Annotated in this window: 23 protein-coding genes; 13 read left to right on the top strand and 10 right to left on the bottom strand. The window is 74.2% G+C overall.

All coding sequences use genetic code 11. The features are described from left to right. Positions 1 to 147 precede the first annotated feature (147 nt). Complete coding sequence (gene eccCa / locus M2302_RS18715) at positions 148 to 4,110, bottom strand: type VII secretion protein EccCa (protein ID WP_280839152.1); 3,963 nt, start codon at positions 4,108 to 4,110, stop codon at positions 148 to 150. A gap of 169 nt (positions 4,111 to 4,279) precedes the next feature. Here eccCa and eccD point away from each other — a divergent pair, with 169 nt between their 5' ends. Further along, positions 4,280 to 5,677: a type VII secretion integral membrane protein EccD gene (eccD, locus tag M2302_RS18710; RefSeq protein WP_280839151.1), complete on the top strand. Its 1,398-nt coding sequence runs from the start codon at positions 4,280 to 4,282 to the stop codon at positions 5,675 to 5,677. On the opposite strand, the gene M2302_RS18705 is transcribed toward eccD, so the two are convergent. Then, complete coding sequence (locus tag M2302_RS18705; RefSeq protein WP_280839150.1) at positions 5,661 to 6,842, bottom strand: type VII secretion protein EccE; 1,182 nt, start codon at positions 6,840 to 6,842, stop codon at positions 5,661 to 5,663. The two genes, eccD and M2302_RS18705, sit on opposite strands and share 17 nt — an antisense overlap. A 163-nt stretch (positions 6,843 to 7,005) precedes the next feature. On the opposite strand from M2302_RS18705, the gene eccB reads away from it, so the two are divergent. The 9 genes from eccB (at position 7,006) to M2302_RS18660 (ending at position 14,463) form a co-directional block, all read left to right on the top strand. After that, the gene (gene eccB, locus M2302_RS18700) at positions 7,006 to 8,478 is read left to right on the top strand and encodes a type VII secretion protein EccB (protein ID WP_280839149.1); all 1,473 of its coding nucleotides are present in this window, start codon (positions 7,006 to 7,008) and stop codon (positions 8,476 to 8,478) included. A 98-nt stretch (positions 8,479 to 8,576) separates the two neighbouring features. Then, positions 8,577 to 8,945 (top strand): hypothetical protein, encoded by a 369-nt coding sequence (locus M2302_RS18695; RefSeq protein ID WP_210774881.1) that lies wholly within the window; start codon positions 8,577 to 8,579, stop codon positions 8,943 to 8,945. Further along, a complete protein-coding gene (locus M2302_RS18690; RefSeq protein ID WP_280839148.1) occupies positions 8,938 to 10,215 on the top strand; it encodes a hypothetical protein in 1,278 nt (425 codons plus the stop codon). The genes M2302_RS18695 and M2302_RS18690 overlap by 8 nt, the downstream gene beginning before the upstream one ends. 241 nt (positions 10,216 to 10,456) lie before the next feature. Next, complete coding sequence (locus tag M2302_RS18685) at positions 10,457 to 10,801, top strand: hypothetical protein (protein ID WP_280839147.1); 345 nt, start codon at positions 10,457 to 10,459, stop codon at positions 10,799 to 10,801. A gap of 132 nt (positions 10,802 to 10,933) precedes the next feature. After that, positions 10,934 to 11,731 carry a hypothetical protein gene (locus M2302_RS18680; protein WP_280839146.1) on the top strand — a complete coding sequence of 266 codons (798 nt, stop codon included), beginning with the start codon at positions 10,934 to 10,936 and terminating at the stop codon, positions 11,729 to 11,731. 86 nt (positions 11,732 to 11,817) lie between these two features. Beyond that, positions 11,818 to 12,159, top strand: coding sequence for a YkvA family protein (locus tag M2302_RS18675; protein WP_280839145.1), 342 nt, complete (start codon positions 11,818 to 11,820; stop codon positions 12,157 to 12,159). A gap of 42 nt (positions 12,160 to 12,201) precedes the next feature. Next, positions 12,202 to 12,621 (top strand): TIGR03618 family F420-dependent PPOX class oxidoreductase, encoded by a 420-nt coding sequence (locus M2302_RS18670; protein ID WP_280839144.1) that lies wholly within the window; start codon positions 12,202 to 12,204, stop codon positions 12,619 to 12,621. 355 nt (positions 12,622 to 12,976) lie between these two features. Beyond that, positions 12,977 to 13,624: a C39 family peptidase gene (locus M2302_RS18665; RefSeq protein ID WP_280839143.1), complete on the top strand. Its 648-nt coding sequence runs from the start codon at positions 12,977 to 12,979 to the stop codon at positions 13,622 to 13,624. 245 nt (positions 13,625 to 13,869) lie between these two features. Beyond that, on the top strand, positions 13,870 to 14,463 hold the full coding sequence (locus tag M2302_RS18660) for a hemerythrin domain-containing protein (protein ID WP_280839142.1): 594 nt from the start codon (positions 13,870 to 13,872) through the stop codon (positions 14,461 to 14,463). Positions 14,464 to 14,515: 52 nt separating this feature from the next. Here M2302_RS18660 and M2302_RS18655 read toward each other — a convergent pair whose 3' ends face one another. Beyond that, positions 14,516 to 14,977, bottom strand: a complete 462-nt coding sequence (locus M2302_RS18655; protein ID WP_280839141.1) for an Lrp/AsnC family transcriptional regulator — start codon at positions 14,975 to 14,977, stop codon at positions 14,516 to 14,518. A gap of 100 nt (positions 14,978 to 15,077) precedes the next feature. On the opposite strand from M2302_RS18655, the gene M2302_RS18650 reads away from it, so the two are divergent. Continuing rightward, positions 15,078 to 15,980: an SMP-30/gluconolactonase/LRE family protein gene (locus M2302_RS18650; RefSeq protein WP_280839140.1), complete on the top strand. Its 903-nt coding sequence runs from the start codon at positions 15,078 to 15,080 to the stop codon at positions 15,978 to 15,980. Positions 15,981 to 16,031: 51 nt separating this feature from the next. On the opposite strand, the gene M2302_RS18645 is transcribed toward M2302_RS18650, so the two are convergent. The 3 genes from M2302_RS18645 to M2302_RS18635 all read right to left on the bottom strand — a co-directional run bounded on the left by M2302_RS18645 (position 16,032) and on the right by M2302_RS18635 (position 17,900). Beyond that, positions 16,032 to 16,280 carry a ferredoxin gene (locus M2302_RS18645; RefSeq protein WP_280839139.1) on the bottom strand — a complete coding sequence of 83 codons (249 nt, stop codon included), beginning with the start codon at positions 16,278 to 16,280 and terminating at the stop codon, positions 16,032 to 16,034. Between the two features lie 40 nt (positions 16,281 to 16,320). Continuing rightward, positions 16,321 to 17,529, bottom strand: coding sequence for a cytochrome P450 (locus tag M2302_RS18640; protein ID WP_280839138.1), 1,209 nt, complete (start codon positions 17,527 to 17,529; stop codon positions 16,321 to 16,323). Positions 17,530 to 17,717: 188 nt separating this feature from the next. Further along, on the bottom strand, positions 17,718 to 17,900 hold the full coding sequence (locus tag M2302_RS18635; protein ID WP_280839137.1) for an antitoxin: 183 nt from the start codon (positions 17,898 to 17,900) through the stop codon (positions 17,718 to 17,720). A 262-nt stretch (positions 17,901 to 18,162) separates the two neighbouring features. On the opposite strand from M2302_RS18635, the gene M2302_RS18630 reads away from it, so the two are divergent. Next, positions 18,163 to 19,299, top strand: coding sequence for an AI-2E family transporter (locus M2302_RS18630; protein ID WP_280839136.1), 1,137 nt, complete (start codon positions 18,163 to 18,165; stop codon positions 19,297 to 19,299). An 89-nt stretch (positions 19,300 to 19,388) separates the two neighbouring features. Here the strand turns inward: M2302_RS18630 and M2302_RS18625 are convergent, their stop codons facing one another. Further along, complete coding sequence (locus M2302_RS18625; protein ID WP_280839135.1) at positions 19,389 to 20,048, bottom strand: dienelactone hydrolase family protein; 660 nt, start codon at positions 20,046 to 20,048, stop codon at positions 19,389 to 19,391. Between the two features lie 192 nt (positions 20,049 to 20,240). Here M2302_RS18625 and M2302_RS18620 point away from each other — a divergent pair, with 192 nt between their 5' ends. Then, complete coding sequence (locus M2302_RS18620) at positions 20,241 to 20,420, top strand: hypothetical protein (protein ID WP_088964226.1); 180 nt, start codon at positions 20,241 to 20,243, stop codon at positions 20,418 to 20,420. A gap of 57 nt (positions 20,421 to 20,477) precedes the next feature. On the opposite strand, the gene M2302_RS18615 is transcribed toward M2302_RS18620, so the two are convergent. Genes M2302_RS18615 through M2302_RS18605 form a run of 3 tightly spaced genes read right to left on the bottom strand, consistent with a single transcriptional unit; the run spans position 20,478 to position 24,119 of the window. After that, on the bottom strand, positions 20,478 to 22,847 hold the full coding sequence (locus tag M2302_RS18615) for a glycoside hydrolase family 65 protein (RefSeq protein ID WP_280839134.1): 2,370 nt from the start codon (positions 22,845 to 22,847) through the stop codon (positions 20,478 to 20,480). After that, positions 22,844 to 23,593: a beta-phosphoglucomutase family hydrolase gene (locus M2302_RS18610; protein ID WP_280839133.1), complete on the bottom strand. Its 750-nt coding sequence runs from the start codon at positions 23,591 to 23,593 to the stop codon at positions 22,844 to 22,846. The genes M2302_RS18615 and M2302_RS18610 overlap by 4 nt, the downstream gene beginning before the upstream one ends. Before the next feature lie 58 nt (positions 23,594 to 23,651). Then, positions 23,652 to 24,119, bottom strand: a complete 468-nt coding sequence (locus tag M2302_RS18605; RefSeq protein WP_280839132.1) for a DUF4442 domain-containing protein — start codon at positions 24,117 to 24,119, stop codon at positions 23,652 to 23,654. Positions 24,120 to 24,230: the final 111 nt, after the last annotated feature.

Raw genomic sequence — 24,230 nt, 5'->3', positions numbered from 1 at the left:
TCCAGCGCGCGCAGCCCTGCCTGGGCGCGAGACCGCACACACCATGACTCATTGTGGACGGACCGCTCGCCCCCCGTCGAGCCCTTCCCACCTATCGACCGACGTGTTTGCGCTGTCGGGCGACCGGATCGAGCCCGGTCATCCCACTCACACCGGCTCGACCCAGGCGGTCTGGATCAGCTGCTGACCGTCGCGGCGGCGGACCAGGGTGCCCCGGCCCGGCGGCTGCGGGCTCGGCCGCAGCGTGCCGAAGACCGCCCCCTCCTCGCGGTTGCCGGACATCAGCAGGCCCGGCGAGTCCAACTCGCGCAGGCGTTGCAGCACCGGCTCGTAGAGGGCCCGGGCGATGCCGCCGACCCGACGGGTGATGATCAGGTGCAGGCCGATGTCGCGGGCCTGCGGCAGCAGCTCGTGCAGCGCGCTGAGCGGGTTGCTGCCGCCCGAGGCGACCAGGTCGTAGTCGTCGACCAGGATGTAGAGGTCCGGCCCCTTCCACCAGCTGCGATCGCGCAGCTGCGCGGTGGTGACGTCCGGCCCGGGCAGCCGGTTCTGCAGGGCGCTGCGGATCGACCCGAGGCCCTGGCTGAACACCTGGTTGGACGGCGCGTAGTCGAGCAGGTGGTCGCCCTCGACCGCGCCGAGCAGGCCGCGCCGGTAGTCGGCGATCACGATCCGCGCCTGCGCCGGGGTGTACCGCTCGGTGATGCCCCGGGCGATCAGCCGCAGCACGTTGGTCTTGCCGCACTCCGCGTCGCCGAAGATCGTGAGGTGCGGCTCGTTCGCCAGGTCGAGGTGGACCGGCGCGAGCGCCGACTCGTTGACGCCGATCGGCAGGCCGGGCGCCGACCGGTCGGCGATCCGGACCAGCTCGGTGAAGGGCAGCTTGCGCGGCAGCAGCCGCACCCTGGGCGCCGGGGCGCCGGGCCAGGCGTCCGCGACGTGCCGGGCCAGCTTGGCCGACGCCTCGGTCAGGTCCTCGATGTCGCGGCGGTTGTCGATCCGGGAGACCGCGGTGAGGAAGTGCAGCTTGTCCCGGGTGAGGCCGCGCCCCGGCGCGCCGGTCGGCACGTTCGCCGCGGCCCGCCGGTCGATCTCCGACTCGTTGGCGTCGCCCAGGCGCAGCTCCAGCTTGGTGCCGAGCAGGTCCCGCATGTTGATCCGGATCTCCGCCCAGCGGACCGCGGTCAGCACCACGTGCACGCCGAAGCCCAGGCCACGGTTGGCCAGGTTGGTGATCGTCTGCTCCAGCTCCTCGTACTCCTGGCGCAGCGTGTTCCAGCCGTCCACCACCAGGAAGACGTCGCCGAACGGGTCGTCGGCGAACTCGCCGGCCGCCCGACGCCGGCGGTAGCTGGCGACCGAGTCGATGCCGTGCTGGGCGAAGCGGGTCTCCCGGTCGTCCAGGATCGCCACCACCTCGGCCACCGTGCGGCGCACCGCCTCGGTGTCCCGACGGCCGGCCACCCCGGCGACGTGCGGCAGCCCGTCCAGGCTGCGCAGCGCCCCACCGCCGAAGTCGAGGCAGAAGAACTGCGCCTCGCGCGGGGTGTGGGTGAGCGCCAGCGAGGCGATCATCGAGCGGAGCAGGGTGCTCTTGCCGCTGAGCGAGGCGCCCACGATGACCACGTTGCCGCCCGCGCCGGCCAGCTCCACCAGCATCGGGTCGCGCCGCTGCTCGTACGGGCGGTCGACCACCCCGACCGGGACGGTGAGTTGCCCCCGGCCCGGCCAGGTCGCGGTGCAGAGCCCGAAGGTCGAGTGGACGGCCAGCGGCGGCAGCAGCTCGGACAGGCTCGGCGGCTCGGACAGCGGCGGCAGCCACACCTGGTGGGCCGGGGTGCCCCGGCCCTTGAGCCGCTCGATGAGCACGTCCAGCATCGCCACGGCCTTGCCGTCGGCCGGCTTCTCCTCGGCCGGGGCCACCTCGACCGGCGCCTGCGGGACCTGCACCGGCACGAAGTTCACCCCGTACGGCACGATCCGGCGCTGCACCAGCGCCCGGGACGAGCGCTGGCCCTCCCCCGGCGCCCGGTACGGCCCGGACACGTACGCCGCCCGGAACCGCAGCATGGTGCTGGTGTCGGTCTTCAGATAGCCGTGGCCGGGCGCGTTCGGCAGCTCGTACGCGTCGGGCACGCCGAGCACGATCCGGCTCTCCACCGCCGAGAAGGTCCGCAGACCGATCCGGTACGACAGGTGCGTGTCCAGCCCCCGCAGCTTGCCCTCCTCCAACCGCTGGGAGGCCAGCAGCAGGTGCACGCCGAGCGACCGGCCCAGCCGGCCGATCATCACGAAGAGGTCGATGAAGTCCGGCTTGGCGGCGAGCAGCTCGCTGAACTCGTCGCAGATGATGAGCAGGCTCGGCATCGGGGCGAGCGGCTCACCGGCGGCCCGGGCCTTCTCGTAGTCGAACCGGGAGACGTAGTTGCCGGCGGCCCGCAGCACCTCCTGCCGGCGGGTCATCTCACCGGCGAGCGCGTCGCGCATCCGGTCGACCAGCGGCAGCTCGTCGGCCAGGTTGGTGATCACGGCGCTGGTGTGCGGCAACGCCTCCAGCGACGCGAACGTCGCGCCACCCTTGAAGTCGACCAGGACGAAGTTGAGCTCCTCGGACGAGTGGGTCACCGCCAGCGCGCCGACGATCGTGCGCAGCAGCTCGCTCTTGCCGGAGCCGGTCGCCCCGATCACCAGGCCGTGCGGGCCCATGCCCTCGTGCGCGGACTCCTTGAAGTCCAGCTCGACGACGTTGCCGTCCGGGCCCACGCCGAGCGGGATGCGCAGCCGGTCCCGGTGACTGCGCGGCCGCCAGGTCTGCTGCACGTCGACCGCCGCCGCGTCGCCGACGCCGAGCAGGTCGGGCAGCTCCATGCTGCGGGCCAGCGGCTCGTCCGAGGTGGTCTGCTGCTGGGACAGCCGGTACGGCGCGATCTGCCGGGCCAGCCCCTCGGCGGCCTCGGCGCTGAGCCGGTCCGGCGTGCCGAGCCGCGAGCTGGAGGCGCCCCGGACCAGCTCCAGCGAGCTGCCGTCACCGGCGTCCAGGCAGAGCAGCCAGCGGCCGGCGTCGCGCGGGATGGTGCCGGAGAGGTCGATGGTGGTGGCGCCGAGCAGGCCCGGCCCCATCAGTTGGCAGGTCGCCGACACCTCACCGCCGTCGATCACCACCACCACGTGCGGGGCGCTGGTCAGCGGCTTGGCCTCCGGGGCGAAGCGGGGCCGCCCGGCCAGTTCGTCGGCGAGCGACTCCTCGGCCTCGGCCAGGCTGGCGAAGACCAACCGGCGGGCGCCGGCGGCGTCGGTCCGCGCGTTGTGGTGGACGTGCGGCAGCCACTTGACCCAGTCCCACACCTGCTGCCGGTCGGGCGCGGCGACCACCGCGAGGATCAGGTCGTCGGGGGCGTGGAAGGTGGCCAACTGGGCCAGCGCCGCCCGGGTCAGGTCCAGCACCGGCTCGCGGTCGCCGCGCAGCACGATCCGGCTGAACGCCCGCAGGGAGAGCGCGGTGGGCAGCTCGGGCACGCTGGAGTGGGCCCGGACGAACCGGCGCAGCGCGATCGCGCTCATCGGCTCCAGGTCCTCCACCGGCTTGGTCTCCGGCGGGACGATCTCCACGGCGAGGCGCTGCGGGCCGGTGGCGATCCGGGCCTCACCGAAGTCGTCCTCGGTGATCCGCCGCTCCCACATCCGCCGGGACGCGGCGATCGACCAGAGCGCGTCCGGCTCCGGGTGCCGCCAGGTCATCGCGGCCCGCTGCTGCTCGGCGGCGCGCCGGGTGCGCTTGCGCATCTGGGCCAGGTAGCGCATGTAGTCGCGCCGCTCGGCGTTCAGCTCGGCCTTGTCGTTGCCGCCGTTGCCGAGCGAGCCGATCGCCATGCCCAACATGGACACGCCGAAGAGGCCACCGGCGACGTACGTCATCATGCCGCCGCCCCGACCGGCGTAGAGGAACGCCATCGCGCCGACCCCACACACCATCGGCAGGATCATCAACAGCTGGCCCATGCCTCGGGGCGTCGGTTCGGGCAGCTCCGGAGGGGACTCCAGCAGCACCTCGCCGCGCGGCAGCGCGGGTCCCGGTTGACGCGGAAGCCGGCGGAACACCACGGTGCTCACGGCTGTCTCCTCCCCAGAAGCGGCCCTGATGCGGTTTCGCGACCGACCTGAGTCGTCGGGTGGGCATCGTACGTGCCCGCCATCGTAGGTAATCTCCCGTGGGCGTCGTGGACCCACGGGGGCGAGGCCGCCGGCCGAGGTGGATCTGAGAGAGCACGAGGAGGCCACAGTGGCGACGAAGTCGGCGACCGGCGGGTTGAGCCGGATCACCATCGTGGCACCCCGGACGAGGATGGATCTGGCACTGCCGTCCGACGTACCCCTGGCGGACCTGCTCCCCACCCTGCTGCGGTACGCGGGCGAGGACCTCGCCGACGAGGGCGTACGGCACGGTGGCTGGAGCCTGGCCCGGCTCGGCGGGCAGCCGCTCGACGGTGGCCGTACCGCCGCGCAGCTCGGGGTCCGCGACGGCGAGGTGCTCTACTTCAACCCGCGCGCGGCGGCGGCCCCGGAGATCGTCTTCGACGACGTGGTGGACGCGGTGGCGACGGCGACCAACCAGCGCCCGGGCACCTGGCAGGTCGGCACCACCCGCACGTTCTCGGTGCTGCTGGCGGCGGTGACGCTGGGGGTCGGCGCGGTCGTCACGCTGCTCGCCGGCCCGCCGCAGCTACCCGGCGCGGTGGCCGCCCTGCTGATGGCGGTCGTGCTGGTGGTGGGCGCGGCGGTGCTGTCCCGGGCGGCCGGTGACAGCCGGACCGGCTCGGTGCTCGCCATGGCCGGCCTCGGCTACGCCGCCGTGGGTGGCCTGCTGGTGCTGACCGGCAACCGGACGCTGACCGAGCTGGCGAGTCCGCACGTGCTGCTGGCCGGTACCGCGGTGGTGCTCTTCGCCGCGGTCGCCGCGCTGGCGGTCGGCGACCGGATGCCGCTGTTCTTCGGGGCCGTCGCGGTCGGCGCGGCGGTGGCCCTCGGTGCGCTGCTCGCGCTGGCCTTCGGCATCGGCGCGGCGGCCGCCGCCGCGATCGTCGCCACCGTCGCGTTCGCGACCCTGCCGGCGCTGCCGATGGCCGCCTACCGGTTGGCCCGGCTGCCCGTGCCGTCCATCCCCACCGGCCCCGACGACCTGAAGACCGACACCGAGACGGTCGACGGTCGCCGGGTGCTGCGGCTCAGCGAGCGCGCCGACGCGTTCCTCACCGGGCTGCTGTGGACGGTGTCGCTGCTCGTGCTGGGCAGCCAGGTGATGCTGGCCGGCAACGGCCGGCTGCCGGCGGTGCTGCTCTGCCTGGTGCTGGCGCTGCTGTCGCTGCTGCGGGCCCGGCCGTTCATCGGGCGCGCCCAGCGCACCCCGGTGCTCGTCACCGGCACCGCCGGGCTGGCGCTGACCGCGGCGGCCACCTTCGCCGGCGGCTCGCTGGTGACCCGGCTCGGGCTCGTCCTCGGCGGCCTGCTGCTGATCGCGGTGGTCAGCCTGATCTACGGCCTGAGCGTGGCGGGCAAGCGGATCTCGCCGGTCTGGGGCCGGACCCTGGACATCGTCGAGATCCTGCTGATCGTCTCGCTGGTGCCGCTGGCGTTCTGGGTGTGCGGGCTCTACGGCTGGATCGTCAATCTCCGACCCTGAACGTGCCGGCCGCGGTGGCGACCGGCGTGGTGGCGTAGACCCCGGGCCCGTGCTGGCCGTCCAGCGGCCGGGCCGGGATGCCGCACCGGCGGGCCATATCGCGGACCGCCTTGACCAGGGCCTCGACGTGGCCGTCCATGGCGGCGACGCGCAGCAGGGGCGGCACCGGCCGCCCGCCCGGCACCACCACCGCGGCCACGGTGTGCGACGGGGCCGAGGTGGAGGTGATCGCGTCCACCAGGGTGCCCAGCGACGCCTCGGGCCGCTTGCGCAGGGTCAGGCAGAGCTGCGTCCAGCCGCCGCCGCGCAGGCCCGTCCAGGTCTCCGCGGGCGCCGCCGGGGCGAGGTCGAGGCCCGCCGCGGAGACCACCGCCGCCCGTAGCTCGTCCCGGCCCAGCACGCGGTGGCTCAGCCCGGCCGCGTTCAGCGCCTTGCCCAGCCGCCCGACGCCGGCCGCGACCGTGCGGTGCACGCCGCGCATCCCGCCGCCGCGGGTCACCGTCTCGGTGCGGGCGTCCGGCACCGACAGGCGCAGCGCCACCCAGACCGTCCGGTGGGCGGCCGGGGGCGCGCCCGGCGCCGGGTACCAGACCAGGGTGTGCGAGACGACCTGGGTGAGGGTGACCGGGCCGGCGAAGTCGGTGAGCACCTGGAGGGCACGGTCCACCACGGACGCCTCGATCGAACCGGCCGGCGCGCCGGGCCGCCCGGTCAGCGCCACGGCGGCGAACCAGCCGCGCCCGTCCTGGCCGATGCCGAGCCGGGTACCCCGCTCGGTGAGTTCGATCACGTTGAGTTCGGGAGTGAGCGCCGCCAGCCGGGGGTCGGCCACGGCGCCCTGGGCGACCGCCGCCCGGGCCTGCTCGCGGCGGCGCCCCAACCGGCGGCGCAGCAGCAGGTCCTCGTACCACCAGCGGCCGCCACGTCGGGCGAACGCCGCCACCGTCGCGAACAGGGCCAGGCCACCGACCACCCCGACCACCCAGCCGGGACCGCCCAGCGCGGCCCAGACGGCGAGCGCGCAGAGTTCCAGCACGACGAGCTGACCGACGGCGACCGGCCCGATCCGGCCGCGTCCGCGTCGGTCGGCCGGCACCACCGGCCGGTCGGCCGCGGCGGCGGGGGCGGCGGGGGTACGACCGGGTGGCGCCTGGAGCTGCGTCATCGGTGAGCGTCCCTTCTGGACATCATGGGCATCCGGCGGGGTGGTGCGGTGCCGGAGGACGGGCGGGGGTCCCGATGACCCGCCCGTGGCCCCTTATCGTAGGGAAGCCCGCGGCGGAGTTCGGACCTGATCGTCGCGGACCCACCCCCGCCGGAGGTCAATCATGCGGACCCGCCGCGATCAGGTGCAGGCGTACCGCTTCGTCACCCGCCGCATCGTCTCCGCGCTGCTCTCCGGCGACCCCGAGACCACCAACCTGCCGATGCGGCGACTGGGCATGGCCGTGATCGGCAGCGTGCTCACCGCCGCGATCGTGCTCGGCGGGGCCGGGGCGTACGGCCAGTTCACCGGGAACACGGCGCCGCTGGAGGCGAACACGCTGGTCATCGAGCGGGAGACCGGGGCGACGTACGTCTTCGCCGACGGGGTGCTGCACCCGACGTTGAACTACGCCTCGGCACGGCTGATCCTCAACGAGGCCGACCCGCCGACCCGGACGATGTCGCGCGCGTCGATCGAGGACCGGCCCCGGGGTCGTACCGTCGGCATCGTCGGCGCCCCCGACGCGTTGCCGGACCGCAAGTCGCTGGTCGGCCTCCCCTGGTCGGTCTGCGACGTGCCGGACCCGGGCGACTCCCGCCGGTCGACCACCCGGGTGGTGATCGACCGGCCGTTGACCGGCGGCACGCCGCTGGCGGACCGGGCGGTGCTCGTCCGGGGTGACGGGCAGCGCTTCCTGCTCACCGGCGGCTCCCGGCTCCAGATCGTCGGCGGGGACCCGGCGCTGGCCGCGCTGCGGATGGCCAACGCCACCGCGCTTGACGTCGGCGCGCAGCTGCTCAACGCGGTCCCGGCCGGGCCGGCGCTGCGGGAGCTGGGCATCGACGGCGACGGCACGGCGAGCAGCCGGTCGGTCGGGGGCCGCCCGGCCCGGATCGGCCAGGTGTTCCGGGCCGCCGGCGAGCACTACGTGCTGACCCGCGACGGCCTGGTCTCCATCGGCGAGGTGAGCGCCCTGCTGCTGCAGAGCGACGGCGGTCAGGTCACCGACATCAGCCCGGACCAGGTGGGCGAGCTGGCCGACCGGCGGGTGGAGCCCGACGGCATGCCGCAGGCGCTGCCCGCGCTGCATCCGGTCCGCCCGGGGCAGACGGTGGTCTGCGCCAGCTACCGGTCCGGTCCGGCCGGCGGTGCGCCGACCACGACCCTGGAGGTCTTCGACCGGGCGCCGCCCGAGCTGGCCGGCGCCGACGGCGCGACGGCGGTGCGACAGGGCTCCCGCGACGCCGTCGAGACGGCCGAGGAAGTGCTGCTGCCGGGCGGCAAGGGCGTGCTGGTCCAGGCCGCCCCCGGCGCCGGTGAGGGCACCGAGGCGGCGGCCGGCGCGACGGTCTACCTGATCAGCCCGCAGGGGGTGCGGTACCCGCTGGGGAAGCGCTCCGGCGACGCGGCCACCGCGCTCGGGTACGGCGGGGTGAAGCCCCTGGTCGTGCCGGCGTCGCTGCTCTCGCTGATCCCGACCGGCCCGACCCTCGAGCGGCGGGACGCGCTGTCCTACTTCGCCCCCGGCGACGGCCCCGGCACCCCGTCGGCGCAGCCGAAGGCGGCCACCGGAGCGCCGGCCCAGGGCGGTTGAGGGGTGCCGACGGCCGATCCACGGGTCGCCCCGGCTGGCGCCGGTCGACTAACCTGGGCGTGGCCGACGTATCGACTATGGACAACGGGGATGCTGCCATGACCGGGCGTACGACAGTCGACGTTCTGTCCCTGGAGGACTTTCACCAGCGTTTGGCGGACCGGCTCGCGCAGGCGGAGGCGGCGCTGAAGAAGCTCAACACCGAGCTCCAGTGCACCCCGCCCGCGCTCGGCACGTTCACCGATGCCAGCAGCAACGCCCGCCGCTACAGCGAGATCCAGGCGAGTTATGCCGAGCAGGTCGCCCGGCTGCGCCGCGCCGTCGAGGCGTCCCGGACGGCGACGCACACGATCATGACGAACTACCGCACCACCGAGGCGCGCAACGCGGCGAACGCCGCCGACATCGAGGCCGCACTCAACGGGGTGGACGAGGCGCTCAAGGAGCGGGGGGACCGTCGTGTCTGAGTACACCCAGCGCTATCAGCATGTCAGCCACCATGAGCTGTACGACGCGGTGCACGCCGGCGACCCGCAGCAGATCGACAACCTGGCCAGCCAGTGGAGTTCCCTGCGGGACACGCTCGACAACCTCGCCCGGGATCTCGGCGCCGACCTGGACAAGTTGGCCCCGGCCTGGACGGGCGACGCCGCGCGGGAGTTCCACGACCGGCTCTCCCTGGTCGTGCGCTACTCGTCCGACCTGGCCGAGGGCACGGCCGAGGTGCGGCAGGCGCTCTCCCTGATGGCCGGCCAGCTGCGCACCGCCCAGCGCAGCGCGGAGAGCCCGGAGGCCACCGACGACCACGACAAGGCGGTGGACGGGGCGACCAAGGGCCTGATCCTTGGCGTGCCAGGCATGATCGTCGGCGGCATCCTGGGCCACCAGCAGGACAAGGCCGAGCAGGAGAAGGCCCACCAGCGGATGGTGCAGGTGGTGGCCGACCTGGCCACGGGCTACGAGGCCGCCTCGTACGGCCGGGTCGTCGACCCGCCGGCCCCGCCGCCGCGACTGCCCGGTGAGGCCGACCGCAGCGGTGCCACGACCAAGGCCGGCCCGTCGGTGGGCAGCCCGGCGTCCGCGCCCGGCACCGGGATCGCCGGTCCGGGTGGCGGCGCCACGGTGTCCACCCCCAGCAGCCCGGCGCACGGTCCGACGACCGGTTCCGGCGACACCGGCAGCGGCGGCAACGGCACGGGTACGACGACCACGCCGGTCACCGGCGGTGGGCTCGTCGGCAGCGGCACCTCCCTCGCGGGCGCCGAACCGCTCACCGGCGGCGCGCTTGCCGGGGGCGCCGGCCTGGCCGGCGCGGGGGCGACGGGCGGCGCCTCGGGCGGCGGCTCGGGCATGGCGTTCGGCGCGGCCGCCGGCATCGCCGCCGGCGGGGTGCTCGGCACCGGCGCGCTGGCCTCCTCGGGCCGGTCTGCCGCCCCGACGCCGGTCCGACCGGCCACCGGCGCCACCGGCATGGAGAACCGGTCCGCCGCCGGCACCGGCCGGCTGGCCTCGGGCCAGCCGGGCAGCGGCAACGGCGGCGGCCGGCCCGGCACGGGCGGGGCGCCGGCCAACCGGGCGGCCACGGCCGGCGGCGCCGGCCGCAACGGCGTGATCGGCGGGCGTGGCCAGCACGGCGAGGACGAGAGCGACGAGCGGCTGACCTGGCTCACCGAGGACGAGATGGTGTGGCACGACGGCGCCGACACCGCCCCGCCGGTGCTCGGCGGCGACCGCTGACCTGACGCACCAGGAACGGCCCACCCGGGAGTTGCCGGGTGGGCCGCTTCGCGTTCCGGGGCATCTGGTCAGCAGACGAGCCGGGCCCACCCGGCCCCGCCGTGTTCAGCGGAAGCCGCCGGCCAACGCGGCCCCACCGTCCTGTCCGGTGGTGGGTCCACGTAGGACGAGTGGTTCGGGTCACGCCGATGAACGGCGTTGGTCCGCTGCACCAGCCTCTGGGTGGCGATAGGTTGGAGATGTGCTGCCCGTAGCGTCCACCCGCCCCTTTCGGCGGGCGACGCTGCGCGACCTGACCCGGCTGGCGCTGACCGCCCTGGTGCTCGCGGTTGGTCTCGGCGGCGTCTTCGCCCCGACGACCGGCCCGGCCGCCGCCGCGCCGACCCGGCCCGCCGTGTCGGCCGCCCGGGTGGTCGAGTCGCCGGCCACCGCCCGGCCGACCGACGAGCAGCCCGCCGACTCCCCCGCCCGGCCGATCCCGGCCCGGCGGGTCGCCGCCTCGCCCGACCGGCCGCTCGCGGCGCCGGCGACGACGACGGACCCGGTCCGGGACGCCACCGGCCGGCGCGGCCCGCCCCGGCGCTGAGCCACGCGGCGCCCGCCCGGCGCCGGACCACCGCCGCGCCACTCGTCGCGCCGCGCGGTCCGCCCCGGTACGCCCGCCGCTCCGCTCGCCCGGCCGTCCGTCCACATCGATCCCCGCCGTGAGGTGCTGGTGATGCAGACCGTCTTCTCCTCCGTCCTGCCCGACGTTCCCGCCGCCGCCGTGATCTGGCTGGTACTGCTCGCCGTCGCGGCCGTCGCCGTCGGCGCGCTGGTCGCCCGTCCGGGTTGGCTGCGCTCCGCCGTCGCCGGCCGGATTCGGCAGGCCGCGCTGCCCAGCACCATGGAGCTGGCCGAGGAGGAACGGGAACGCACCCGGTACGCCGGCGAGGTGGCGGTCGCCGCCGAGCGCGCGTCGGCCACCGCCGGGCGGCGGCGCGCCGAGTGGCTGGCCGCCCAGGACGAGGTCGAGGCGGCCTGGGCGGCGTACGAGGCGGCCGAGGCGGACGTCCGCCGGCTGTCCGCCGCCGCCGCGATGCCACTGCCCGGCACGGTCCGCACCCCGGCCGAGTACGCCGACCGGGAGCGGTACCTGCACCGGGCCGCGCTGGACGCGTACTGGCGCAAGGAGCTCTCGGTGGAGCAGCTCAGCGACGTCTTCGCCCACCGCAACGGCTGGGACCCGCGGCGGCACCCGGTCGAGCAGGAGCTGGTGCTGCGCCGCGCCATCCGGGACAACCTGGCCACCCGACACCGGGCCGCGTCGGAGCGGGAGCGGGCGGCGTGGCGGGCGGCCGAGCTGACCGTGGCGGCAGCGCGCAGCCTGCGCGAGGAGGCGTTCGCCGCGCTGGACCGCAGGCCGGAGGAAATCGAGTCGGTGGTGCCGATGCCGGAGACCCGGCGGCCGGCGGCCGAGCCGACCCGGGAGTCGGCGGGGGTGGCCCGGGGGCGGGCTGCCGTCGCCGCCTACTGACCGCGAGCGGGCTCGGCGATGGTAGTTGCCGGGTCTCACCGCCGCGCTCGTCGGCGGTAAATGCGGTGTTCGGCTAGCGTGACGGCATGTCCCGCGAGACGTTGGTCCTCGTCGTCATCGGCGGCATCCTGGCGCTGGCGACGTTGGTCGGCGCGGTGCTGCTGGCGATCCGGGTGGTCCGCACCCGCCGGCTGCTCGGCACGCTCGGCGCCCGGGGCAAGGTGGCCTTCTACGGCGCGCTGATCTACACGATCCTCCCGGTCGACGTGCTGCCCGACCCGATCTACCTGGACGACATGGGGATCCTCGCCGGGGCGCTGATCTACCTGACCCGGCTCGCCCACCAGCGCCGGGCGCAGGCCCGCCGGTTGCCCGGCCAGCCGGACACTCCCCCTGATCAGGACCGGGTACGCCGTCCCGTGCCATGATCGTGCGGGCCGGCCGAGCACCGGGGGAGGAAGGGGACGGACATGGCCGGCGACCATCGGTTGGACCCGCACGACGAGCGGGTCGTCGCGTTCTGCTCGGAGCGGCACCTCGCCACGCTGACCACCCTGCGTGCCGACGGCACCCCACACGTGGTGCCGGTGGGGGTCACGTTCGACCCGGACGCGGGGCTGGCCCGGGTGATCACCTCCGGCGGCTCCGCCAAGGCCCGGCACGTCGCCGCCGCCGGCCCCGAGGGCACGCCCGTCGCGGTGTGCCACCTCGATGGGCGGTGGTGGCTGACCATCGAGGGCCGGGCGACCCTCCGCACCGACCCGGCGTCGGTGGCCGAGGCCGAGCGCCGGTACGCCGAGCGCTACCGCCAGCCCCGTCCCAACCCCGAACGCGTCGTCATCGAGATCGCCGTCACCCGCCTCCTCGGCAGCCTCCCCCCACCCACCTGACCCCCCGCCCTCCTCGGTCCGCACTTTCACGGAATGAGGGGCTGTTCCGCGCTGAATAGCCACTCCTTCCGGGAAAGTGCGCCAGTCTTGGGCGGTGTGAGGTCTCGGCCCGGGTGTCGGGTTTGCGGGTGGGCGGGGGTGAGGGGGCCACGGGGGAGGCGGAATCAGGGGGTGGGGCGGGTCGTTGGATTGTCCGTACGACCGCGCCGGAATGGGTCCGGGCTGGCGGTCGTTGCGTTGCTGGTGAGTGCGGGCCGAGTGGGTCCGCGTCCCCTGATGATCCGAGCGCCTTTCCCGGTGCTTGCGTCCGGGTCTCCACGGCCCGGGCGGCAAACCCCCGAATGGAGCTTCGACCATGAAGACGATTTTCCGTAACGGCATGCTCTCCGTCGCCGGCCTGGTCATGACCGGTGGCGCCATCGTCGGCCCCGCCGTGGCCGCACAGGCCGCGCCGGCCGAGAAGGCGTCCGCGTCCGTAGTGTCCGAGAAGGGCAAGGGGAAGGGCGAGCGCCGCGCCGGCTACGAGTACCAGGCGCAGCCGAACTTCTTCTACTGCGGTCCGGCGTCGACCCGGATGGCGCTCTCGGCCGACGGCAAGGCGGTCAGCCAGGACGAGCTGGCCGAGAAGCTCGGCACCACCGAGAACGGCACGGACTCGGCCATCGACGTCACCCGGGTGCTCAACGAGTACACCGGCGGCCGATACAAGACCACCGAGATCAGCGACGAGGTCGCGTCCAAGGAGCAGATCGAGCGGCTCCGGGCGGACGTCAAGGCCGCGGTGGACGCCGGTGACCCGGTCGTGGCCAACATCCTCGGCGGCGCGGTCGACGTCGACGGCGTCGAGCACTACTACCCCGGTCACTATCTGACGGTGGTGGAGTACAAGGACGACGGCAACACCGTCAAGATCGCCGACCCGGCCGCGCCGGACGTCCAGGAGTACTGGATGGACGTGGCCGAGCTGGCCAACTGGATCGCGGGCCGCGGTTACAGCTCCTGATCCCGACCCGATCGACCGAGGGCCGGTCTCCCCGACAGGGGGAGGCCGGCCCTCGTCGCTGTTCCGCGGCGGGCCGAGCCCGCGCCGACAGGCCCCACGATGCCTGCGCCACACCGGCCTATTTCCGGCCCGTCCGGCCGGCGGCGGCGACCCGGCCCCGTCGGATCGCGCCGGAGGGGATTCGGTCGGCCACGGACGGGTACCTGCCCCCCATCCGACCGTCCGCAACCGGTAAGGGGCACCAGATGAGCCATCACGAGAAGAGCCACCAGGACGTCGTGGACGTGCTGACGACCGACCACCGCGAGGTCGAGGCGATCTTCGTCGAGCTGGAGAGCCGCCGGGGCACGCCGGAGCACCGCCGCCAACTCGCCGACGTGGTGATCGCCGAGCTGGTCCGGCACTCCGTCGCCGAGGAGGCGTACGTCTACCCGGCCGCCCGCAAGGCGCTGCCGGACGGCAAGCAGGTCGCCGAGCACGAGATCTCCGAGCACGCCGAGGCCGAGCGGACCATGAAGGAGTTGGAGTCGGTCGACCCCTCGGACCCCCGCTTCGACGAGCTGCTCGCGCACCTGACCAGTACGATCCGGCACCACATCGAGGACGAGGAGGCCGACCTCTTCCCGCGCCTGCGGGCCGCCGTGGCGCGCGAGGAGCTGGTCGAGCTGGCCGGCAAGGTGCAGGCGGCGAAGAAGACCGCGCCGACGCGTCCCCACCCGGCCGCCCCGGACCACCCGCCGGCGAACAAGCTGCTCGCTCCCGGCGCCGGCCTGGTGGACCGGATGCGCGACGCGCTCAGCGGCCGGCCGACCTCGATGGCGGGGCTGCGCAAGAAGTGACCCGAGCGTCCTCGCGACGGCCGCGCCCATCGGGGCGTGGCCGTCGCGTCGTTCACGGGGCGGCCGTGGGCGGGCGGGGATCGAGTGGGCGTTCGAAGAACGTCTCCAGCACGACGATGGTCCGGGTGCCGGTGACGCCCTCGACGCCGAAGAGCCGGCGGAGGCTGGCCTGGAGCTGCTCCGGGGTGCCCACGCGGATCTTCACGAGCACCGAGGCGGGGCCGGCCACCACGTGCGCCTCCTCCACCTCCGGCAGGGCGGCCAGTGCCTCGTGGGTGGGCCGGTCCCCCATCCAGGCGTTCGCCTCGACCATCACGAAGGCCAGCACGCCCCGACCCACCGCCGCCGGGTCGACGTCCACCGTCGTACGGCGGATGACCCCCTGCTCTCGCAGCTTGCGGACCCGCTCGTGCGCCGCGCCGGTGGAGAGCCCGACCGTCGCGGCGAGCGCGGCGTACGACTGGGTGGCGTCCCGTTGCAGGGCCGCCAGCAAGCCGCGGTCGATGTCGTCCACCGAGCCTCCTCGAATGTGATCCGGCCGAACTATAGTCTGAACGACTGTGGTTCGGTCATGCTAGCGTCACGCCGAACGCGATCACAGGGGGTGGCAGACGGTGGACAGGTTCAGGACCCGGTTCGAGGTGTGCGACGAGCGGTTCCGGCGGGTCAACGGCGACGAGTGGGTGGAGTGCCTGTGGACCGGCGGGCGCTGGCTGGAGGGGCCGGCCTGGTTCCCCGCCGGGCGGTACCTGCTCTTCAGCGACATCCCCAACGACCGCGTGCTGCGCTGGGACGAGACCACCGGGGCGGTGGGCGTGTTCCGGCACAGCGCCGGGTACGCCAACGGGCACACCGTCGACCGGCGCGGCCGGCTGCTCAGCTGCGAGCAGGGCAACCGGCGGGTCACCCGCACCGAACCGGACGGCTCCGACACCGTGCTGGCCGACCGGTGGCGCGGCAAGCGGCTGAACAGTCCGAACGACGTGGTCGAGCGCTCCGACGGGTCGATCTGGTTCACCGACCCGAGCTACGGCATCGACAGCGACTACGAGGGCAACCGGGGCGAGTCGGAGATCGGCGGCAACCACGTCTACCGCGTCGACCCGACCAGCGGCGAGGTGCGGCGGGTCGCCGACGACTTCGGGCAACCCAACGGCCTGGCCTTCAGCGCCGACGAGTCCACCCTGTACGTGGTCGACACCCGACACAAGCACCTGCGTCGCTTCGCCGTCGGCGACGACGGCACGCTCGCCGGGGGCGAGGTCTTCGCCACCTGCGACGCCGGCTCCTTCGACGGCGTACGCCTGGACGAGGCCGGCCGGGTCTGGGTGGCCGCGCACGACGGCCTGCACTGCTTCGACCCGGACGGCACCCTCCTCGGCAAGCTGCACATGCCGGAGGTGGTCGCCAACTTCACCTTCGCCGGTCCGAAGCGCAACCACCTCTACCTCTGCGCCTCCAGCTCGCTCTACACGCTGCGGGTCAACATCAGCGGCGTCCGCTACCCGGGCTGGTGACCGGTCGGCGTCCGGGTGGTCGGTGCCGCCGGCCACCCGGGCGCGCCGCGCTCACGGCTCCGGCGCGATCCGGCTCCCCTCGGCGTCGGACACGATGATGGCCTCCATCGGGCACGACTCGGCGGCGTCCAGGACCTCATCCGCCGGGGCGATCCGCTCCGCCAGCGGGCGGGAGAGCGCGTCCACCAGCACGAAGTGGGCGGGCGCGGCTCCCGCGCAGATCCCCGACCCGATGCACCGGGTCGGGTCGACGAAGACCCGCCAGCGGGCGGCGTCGCCCGCCGCGCGTTCGGCGCTCACCGGCGCCACCCGCCGGCCACCACCGCCGGGCTCCGCGCGCTCACCAGGACACCGGCATCGCGGTCAGGCCCCGGACCAGCAGGCCGCTCTTCCACGTCAGCTCCGACTCCGGCACCGCGAGCCGCAGACCGGGGGTACGCCGCAGCAGGGTCTCCAGCACCACCTGGAGTTCCAGCCGGGCCAGTTGCGCGCCGACGCAGTGGTGCACGCCGTGGCCGAACCCGACGTGCGGATTGACCTCCCGGCCCAGGTCCAGCCGGTCAGGTTCGGCGAAGATCCGCTCGTCCCGGTTGGCCGAGTGGATCGACACGACCACCGGCTCACCGGCCCGGACCAGCTCGCCGCCGAGTTCGACGTCCTCCAGGGCGTACCGGGGGAAGGCGGCGGTCGCGCCGAGCGGGATGAAGCGCATCAGCTCCTCGACCGCCGTCGGCACCAGGCCCGGGTCGGCCCGTAGCCGCTCCCAGCCGTCCGGCTCGGTCAGCAGGACGTACACCATGTTGGGGATCTGGGTCACGGTGGTCTCGTGGCCGGCGGCGAGCAGGCCGGCGGCCAGCCGGACGACCTCCTCCTCGCTGAGCCGGTCGGCGTGCTCGTCCCGGGCCTGGACCATCGCGCCGATCAGGTCGTCGGTCGGCTCGGTCCGCCGCTGGGCGATCAGCCCGGCCATGTACCCCAGCAGCTGCTCGACGTAGCTCTCGGCCACCTCGGGCGGCAGCGAGGTGGTCGACACGACCGCCTCCGACCAGGTGTGGAAGCGGTCCTGGTCGGTGACCGGCACCCCGAGCAGGTCGCAGATCACCCGGATCGGCAGCGGGGTGGCCAGGTCGGCGACGAGGTCGGCCGGCGGCCCGGCGGCGACCATGGCCTCGACCAGTTCCTCGGCGACCGCCCGGGTACGCGGGCGCAGCTCCTCCACCCGGCGGGCGGTGAACGCCCTCGCCACCAGCCGGCGCAGCCGGGTGTGCTCCGGCGGGTCCATCTGGAGGATGCCCGTGTCGGTCTGTCGTGGACTGTTCCGGGGCTCGTCGCGGCCCACCGAGGCGGCCCGGCTGAACCGGGGGTCACCGAGCACGATCCGGACGTCGGCGTGCCGGGTGGCCAGCCAGGCGGGCTCGCCGAACGGCATCCGGATCCGGGTCAACGGCTGCTCCCGACGCAGCCGGGCGTAGCGGGGGTCGATGTCGAGCCGGTGGGGATCGCTGAACGGGTAGGGCTGCGGGATGGTCGGCTGGGCAGTCTCGGTCACCGGGGGTGGCTCCCTCTGGGTCCGCGGCCCGCCGCGCCGGGCGGGGCCGTCCGCTCCGCACGACTCCACGGTGAGTCATGCCACGACTGCGGATCGTAGCGAGCCCGGTCGATGCTGACCAGAGTGCCCCTCCCCGGACACGCCGCTGCCGGACCACCCGAGGGCGGTCCGGCAGCGGAAACGCGAGGTCAGCGGCTCTGGTCGCCCTCACCCGTGCGCGCCTGCGCCATGTCGACCGCCTTGTCGGTCTGCTCGTCGTACTTGCCGCCGGTGCGCTTGTCGGCGGCCTCGCCGGCCTTGTCCAAGCCCTGGTCGACCTGCTTGTCGTGCTTGTCGGCCATGTCCTTGGCCTTGTCCATGAAGTCACTCACCACGGTCCTCCTCGCTCGGTACCTGCTGCGTTCCCTCCGGTCCTGGCCGCAAACACCCCGGCCCCTGTCGTACGCCCACGTCACCTCGGCCCCCCGCCGCAGGCGAAGGTCCCTCGGCGGCCATGCCCGGCGGCGGCTGCCCGGCGGTGCGGCCGGGACTGTCCAGAGCGGAACCACCTGCCCGGGACGGCGTTGATCCACCGACGGGTGTCGGAGCGCGGCCGTACGGGTATCGATCCCGCCGAGACCGAGGAGGATCGACGTGGACGAGGACGGTGCCGGGCGTACGCCCGAGGTGACGGCGGCGGGTGCCCGGCCGGCGCCACGGCAGGCCTGGGCGGCGCTGCCCTGGCTGGTCCGCACGGCGGTGGTGTGGAGCGCCTGCCTGGTGGTCGTGGTGTTCGCGCTCTACCTGCTGGGTCGGGTGGCGGTGCTGCTGGCGCCGCTGGCGATCGCCGTGGCGGTCACGCTCTTCCTCACCGCGCTGCTCGATCCGGTGCTGCTGCGCCTGCGCCGGCTGCGGGTGCCGCCCGCGCTGGCGGCGCTGCTGTCGCTCCTGCTGCTGCTGGGCATCCTGGTCGGGGTCGGCGTGCTGGTGTGGAACCTGACCGCCGCCCAGTTCAGCGAGCTGAGCAAGGAACTCGGCGAGGGTGTCCAGCGCAGCCGGGACTTCGTCACCTCCACCCTGCCGGTCAGCGACGCGCAGCTGGACAAGCTGATCCAGCAGGTGCGCTCCGGCATGGGCGGGGGCTTCGACCCCGTCGGCGGGGCCCGGACGGCAGCCGAGGTGGTCGGTTCCGCCCTGCTCGCCCTGGTGCTGCTCTTCTTTCTGCTCAAGGACGGCCGGACGATGTGGCAGTGGGTGCTGCGCCGGACGACCGGCCCGAACCGAGAGCTGACCGCCGAGGCCGGCCGGGCCGGCTGGCACACCCTCGGCGCGTACAGCCGGGGGACGATGATCATCGCGGCGATCGACGCGATCGGCATCGGGCTGTCCCTGGTGCTGCTGCGGGTGCCGCTCGCCCTGCCGCTGGCGCTGATCACCTTCCTCGGCGGCTTCGTGCCGATCATCGGCGCCACGGTCGCGGGTACGGTCGCCGTCCTGGTGGCGCTCGCCGCCAAGGGTCCGACGACGGCGCTGCTGGTGCTGCTCGCGGTGATCGCCGTGCAGCAGATCGAGGGCAACCTGCTGGAGCCGCTGATCATGAAGCGGCAGGTGCAGCTGCACCCGGCGGTGATCCTGGTGGTGGTCACGGCCGGCACGCTGATCGCCGGGGTCGCCGGCGCCTTCGTCTCGGTGCCGATCGCCGCCGTCGCCTACCGGGTGATCGACACCGTCCAGCGCCACCGTGAACGCATCTCCACCACCCGCCCCACCCCACCCCCCACCCACGCCTGACCCACCCACCCCGCCCAGCCCCGGCCCGGCACAGGAAAGTGCGCCCTCGCGGAGCGGGCCGCGCTCGCGGAGCGGGGTGGGTGGGAGGGTCAGGCGGGGACGCGGAGGTGGGTGGCGAACCAGTCGGCCGCGTCGGCCGCCACCTGCTCCAGCGCGCCGGGCTCCTCGAAGAGGTGGGTGGCGCCGGGCACGATCCGCAGCTCGTGCGGGGCGGTGAGCGCCGCGGCGGCCTGCTCGTTGAGCGTGATCACCTGCTCGTCCAGGCCACCGACCAGCATCAGCGTCGGCGCGCGTACCCCGGTGAGCGCGGGGCCTGCCAGGTCCGGCCGTCCGCCCCGGGAGACCACCGCCGCCACCCGGTCCGGTCGCCCCGCCGCGGCGACCAGCGCCGCCGCCGCACCGGTGCTCGCCCCGAACAGGCCCACCGGCAGCCGACCCAGCGTGGGCTCGGTGCCCAGCCAGTCGACGATGCCGGCGAGCCGGTCGGCGAGCAGGCCGATGTCGAAGCGCAGCTCGGCCGTAACGGCGTCGACCGCGTCTTCCTGCGGGGTGAGCAGGTCGACCAGCACGGTGGCGGAGCCCCGGCTCCGCAGCACCCCGGCCACCGCCGTGTTGCGCGGGCTGTGCCGCGAGCTGCCGCTGCCGTGGGCGAAGAGCACCACGCCGTTGGCGCCCTCCGGGACGGCCACGTCGGCCGGGAGCCCGACGCCGGCCACCGGAATGGTCACCTCGTTGCTTCCTGTCCGCATCTGCACCCCTCCGTACCGTCGGATTCGCACCGGCCCGGCGGTCATACCCGCGCCGCCGGTACCCAAGCGGGGGCGACCCGACGGGCTGCGGCGGTCGCCCCGGCGTTTGCCGCCGACGACCTCGGGAAGCCGCAGGGTGACCGCACGACGGCGCCGGCGTGCCCGGCGCCCCGACGGATCGCGAGGATCGCCATGGCTGAGCAGAAGTCCAGGCAGCAGACCCGGACGGCCGAGCAGGAAGAACGCGAACAGGACGCCGAGCGCGGCCGGGACTGGGCGGACGAGGCGGCTCGGGCCCGCACGGCGGACGACCCGGCCGCGATGGCTCCGCGCGACGCGGGGGGCCGTCCCTCCAACGGCCGCCAGTTCTGACCCTTTCCGGCCACGAGGTTGGCGCTACGCCGCCGACCTCGTGGCCGGTCCGTCTGGTCAGCCCTCCTCTGGAAGGTGCAGCAGCGGGGACCGACCCGGGGGTTGCTCGGGCGCCGGGCCGGGCGGGTCGGGCGTGGGCACCGGGACGGTGACCGGCAGGGAACTGGTCACGGTGATCTTCTCGCCGTGGTGGTGCAGTTCCACCACCGTGTCCGGCCCGCCGTTGCGCAGCGAGTACGTGGTCTGGTGCGGCCGGACGTCCACCCGCAGCCGAAGTGAGCGCCACTGCAACGAGAACTCCAGCCGGCTGAGCCGACTGGACAGGCGCGGCGAGAACGACAGCTTCCCGTCGTGATCGCGCAGCCCGCCGAAGCCGGAGACCAGCGCGATCCACGCGCCGGCCAGCGAGGCCATGTGCACCCCGTCGCGGGTGTTCTCGTTGAGGTCGTGCAGGTCCATCAGCGCGGCCTCGCGCAGGTAGCGGTGGGCCAGCTCCGGGTGCCCGACCTCGGCCGCCATCACCGCCTGGGTGCAGGCCGACAGCGAGGAGTCCCGGACGGTACGCCGCTCGTAGTAGAGGAAGTTGCGCAGCTTCTCGTCGGCGGTGAAGGCGTCACCCCGCCAGTGCATGGCCAGCACCAGGTCGGCCTGCTTGACCACCTGCTTGCGGTACAGATCGAAGTACGGGTAGTGCAGCAGCAGCGGGTACTTCTCCGGCGGGGTGTGCTCGAAGTCCCACTCCTGCGCTCGGGTGAAGCCCTCCACCTGCTCGTGGACCTTCAGCCCCTTGTCGTACGGGATGTACATGGCATTCGCGGCGTCCCGCCACTGGGCCGCCTCCTCCTCGGTCACCCCGAGGTCGATCGCCTCGTCCCGGTAGCGCATCGCGCAGTCGGCGGCGGTGAGCAGGTTCCGCTGCGCCATCAGGTTGGTGTAGATGTTGTCGTCCTTGACGGCGGTGTACTCGTCCGGCCCGGTCACCCCGTCGATGTGGAACCGACCGCTGCGGTCGTGGTGGCCCAGCGAGCGCCAGAGCCGGGCCGTCTCCACCAGCAGCTCCAGGCCGATCTCCTGCTCCAGCTGGTCGTCGTCGGTGACCAGCAGGTAGCGGCGCAGCGCGTCGGCCACGTCGGCGGCGATGTGGAAGGCGGCGGTGCCGGCCGGCCAGTACGCCGACGACTCGGGGCCCTCGATGGTCCGCCAGGGGAACGCGGCGCCCTGGAGGTTCAACGTCTGGGCCCGCTCCTGGGCCTGCCCCAGCGTCGAGTGCCGCCAGTAGAGCGCGTCCCGGACGGCGGACGGCTGGGTGTAGGTGAGCACCGGCAGCACGAACATCTCGGTGTCCCAGAACGCGTGCCCGTCGTACCCGGGGCCGGTCAGGCCCTTGGCCGAGATGGGTCGCCGCTCGGCCCGGACGGCGGCCTGCAGGACGTGGAACAGCCCGAAGCGGACTGCCTGCTGCACCTCCGGGTCGCCCTCGACCCGCACGTCGGCGGCGTCCCAGAACTCGTCGAGGTATTCCCGCTGCTCCCGGCGCAGGCCCTCCCAGCCGTCCAGCCGGGCCCCGGCCAGCGCCGCGCCGACCTGGTCGCGCAGCGCCGGCAGCGACCGCTTGCTCGACCAGCCGTACGTGAGGTACTTGACCACCCGCAGCGTCTCGCCGGGCTTGAGCACGCAGCCGACGGTGGTCCGCACCCAGTCCTCGTAGCCCTCGGACTCGACGGTGAACTTCGCCGGGGCGAACACGTCGTGGCCCATCTCGGCGGCCACCCGCAGGCCGCTGACCTTGGTGCGGTGGATGAGCAGCCCGCCGTCGTCGGTGGTCAGTTCCTCCTCGGCCTGCAACGGCGACTCCAGCACGGCGGCCACCCGCGGGTCGCGGCTCTGCGCCGGCAGCGTCTCGTTGGCGACCAGCTCGGACTGGAGGATCAGCCGCAGCGGCCCGTCCACCGCCTCCACCTCGTAGTTGATCGCGGCGACCGCCCGCTGGGTGAAGGAGACCAGGCGGGTGCTGCGGACCTTGACCTCGCGCCCGGCCGGGGAGCGCCAGTGCATCTCCCGGTGCAGGGTGCCGGCGCGCAGGTCGAGGATCCGCTCGTGGCTCAGCAGCTCGCCGTACCGGACGTCGAGCGGCTCGTCGTCGACCAGCAGCCGGATCAGCTTGCCGTTGGTGACGTTGACGATGGTCTGGCCCGACTCGGGGAAGCCGAAGCCGGCCTCCGCGTACGGCAGCGGGCGCAGCTCGTAGAAGGAGTTGAGGTAGGTGCCGGGCAGGCCGTGCGGCTCCCCCTCGTCGAGGTTGCCGCGCAGCCCCACGTGCCCGTTGGAGAGCGCGAAGACCGACTCGGACTGGGCCAGCACGTCCATGTCGAGCCGGGTCTCCCGGATGTGCCAGGGCTCGACCGGATAGGCGCGTTCGCGGATCATGCCGCCGTCCCCTTCAGCAGGTCGGAGAGGTCGGTGACCACGATGTCGGCGCCCTGGTCGCGCAACTCGTCGGCCTGGCCGACCCGGTCCACGCCGACCACGTAGCCGAAGCCGCCGGCCCGCCCGGCGGCCACCCCGGCGAGGGCGTCCTCGAAGACCGCGGCGTTGACCGGGTCGACCCCGAGCAGCTTCGCGCCGGCCAGGAAGGTGTCCGGGTGCGGCTTGCCGCGCAGCCCCTCGGCCCGTGCCACCAGACCGTCGACCCGCGCCTCGAGCAGCGGTTCCAGGCCGGCGGCGGCGACCACGTCGCGGCAGTTCGCGCTGGCCGAGACCACCGCGCGGCGCAGCCCGGCCGCGACGGCCGCCCGCAGGTACGTCACCGAGCCCGGGTAGACCTCGACCCCGTCGTGGTGGATCCGCTCCAGCAGGACGACGTTCTTGCGGTTGCCGACCCCGTTGACCGTGTCCGCTTCGGGCGGGTCGTCGGGGCTGCCCTCCGGCAGCACCACGCCCCGGGAGGCGAGGAAGGACCGGACCCCGTCGGCGCGGGGCCTGCCGTCCACGTACCGGTTGTAGTCCGGTCCGGGGTCGAACGGCTTGAACGGCTCACCGGTGGCCGCCGCCCGCCGCGCCAGGAACGCGTCGAAGGTCTGCTTCCAGGCGGCGTTGTGCACCTTGGCGGTCTGCGTCAGCACACCGTCCAGATCGAAGAGACAGGCGGACACATGAGCAGGTAGGCCCAGCACGGTACGAATCTATCCAGCGCACCGCCCGAACAAGCCCGTTTCGTCAGGTGCCGGTGCGTCAGCGGTTGGGGCGCAGCGTCCAGACGACGGTCATCGTGCCGGTGACGGTGCCGTCCTCGGTGCCGATCTCCACCTCCACGGGGAACTCCGGCCGCTGCCCGGCGTCGAGCTCGGCGACCACCTCGGCCGGCGTACGACCGAGCCGGGCGGTGGCCAGCACCGGCCCAATGGCCAGCTTCCGGTACGCGATGTCGGCCCGGACGGCGAGCGGCACCGCGCGGTCGAGCAGGTGGCCGAAGGCGGCCATCACCACCGTGCCGGACGCGGTCTCGCCGAGGGTGAACATGGCTCCGGCGTGCGGGCCGCCGACGTGGTTGTGGGTGGCCGGCGTGTCGGGCAGCCGGACCACGGCCCGGACCCCGCCGTGGGCCTCCGGGGCGACCTCGACGAACTCGAAGCCGAGGGTACGGGCGAACGGCACGGCCTGGAGCATCCCGGCCGCCACCTGGCGCGAGTCGATGGACATGCCCCGAGGTTACTAGCCGGTAACTTTTCCGGCAAGACGCCAGCGACCAGCAATTTCGGGGTCGCGTTCCGCACTTGACCGGCCCGGTCACGGCCCCGTGCTGTCGGCTCA

Source organism: Micromonospora sp. A200, assembly GCF_029893845.1.
In the GTDB taxonomy this organism is placed as follows: domain Bacteria; phylum Actinomycetota; class Actinomycetes; order Mycobacteriales; family Micromonosporaceae; genus Micromonospora; species Micromonospora purpureochromogenes.
This window is presented reverse-complemented; position numbering and strand designations above follow the sequence as displayed.

What these genes read in the sequence shown, in the direction of transcription:
- M2302_RS18675 (WP_280839145.1), top strand. Translation starts at nt 11,818, where the DNA reads ATGTCCCGCGAGACGTTGGTCCTCGTCGTCATCGGCGGCATCCTGGCG.
- M2302_RS18670 (WP_280839144.1), top strand. Translation starts at nt 12,202, where the DNA reads ATGGCCGGCGACCATCGGTTGGACCCGCACGACGAGCGGGTCGTCGCG.
- M2302_RS18615 (WP_280839134.1), bottom strand. Translation starts at nt 22,847, where the DNA reads ATGATCCGCGAACGCGCCTATCCGGTCGAGCCCTGGCACATCCGGGAG.
- M2302_RS18620 (WP_088964226.1), top strand. Translation starts at nt 20,241, where the DNA reads ATGGCTGAGCAGAAGTCCAGGCAGCAGACCCGGACGGCCGAGCAGGAA.
- M2302_RS18660 (WP_280839142.1), top strand. Translation starts at nt 13,870, where the DNA reads ATGAGCCATCACGAGAAGAGCCACCAGGACGTCGTGGACGTGCTGACG.
- eccB (WP_280839149.1), top strand. Translation starts at nt 7,006, where the DNA reads ATGCGGACCCGCCGCGATCAGGTGCAGGCGTACCGCTTCGTCACCCGC.
- M2302_RS18705 (WP_280839150.1), bottom strand. Translation starts at nt 6,842, where the DNA reads ATGACGCAGCTCCAGGCGCCACCCGGTCGTACCCCCGCCGCCCCCGCC.
- M2302_RS18665 (WP_280839143.1), top strand. Translation starts at nt 12,977, where the DNA reads ATGAAGACGATTTTCCGTAACGGCATGCTCTCCGTCGCCGGCCTGGTC.
- M2302_RS18680 (WP_280839146.1), top strand. Translation starts at nt 10,934, where the DNA reads ATGCAGACCGTCTTCTCCTCCGTCCTGCCCGACGTTCCCGCCGCCGCC.
- M2302_RS18695 (WP_210774881.1), top strand. Translation starts at nt 8,577, where the DNA reads ATGACCGGGCGTACGACAGTCGACGTTCTGTCCCTGGAGGACTTTCAC.
- M2302_RS18625 (WP_280839135.1), bottom strand. Translation starts at nt 20,048, where the DNA reads ATGCGGACAGGAAGCAACGAGGTGACCATTCCGGTGGCCGGCGTCGGG.
- M2302_RS18605 (WP_280839132.1), bottom strand. Translation starts at nt 24,119, where the DNA reads ATGTCCATCGACTCGCGCCAGGTGGCGGCCGGGATGCTCCAGGCCGTG.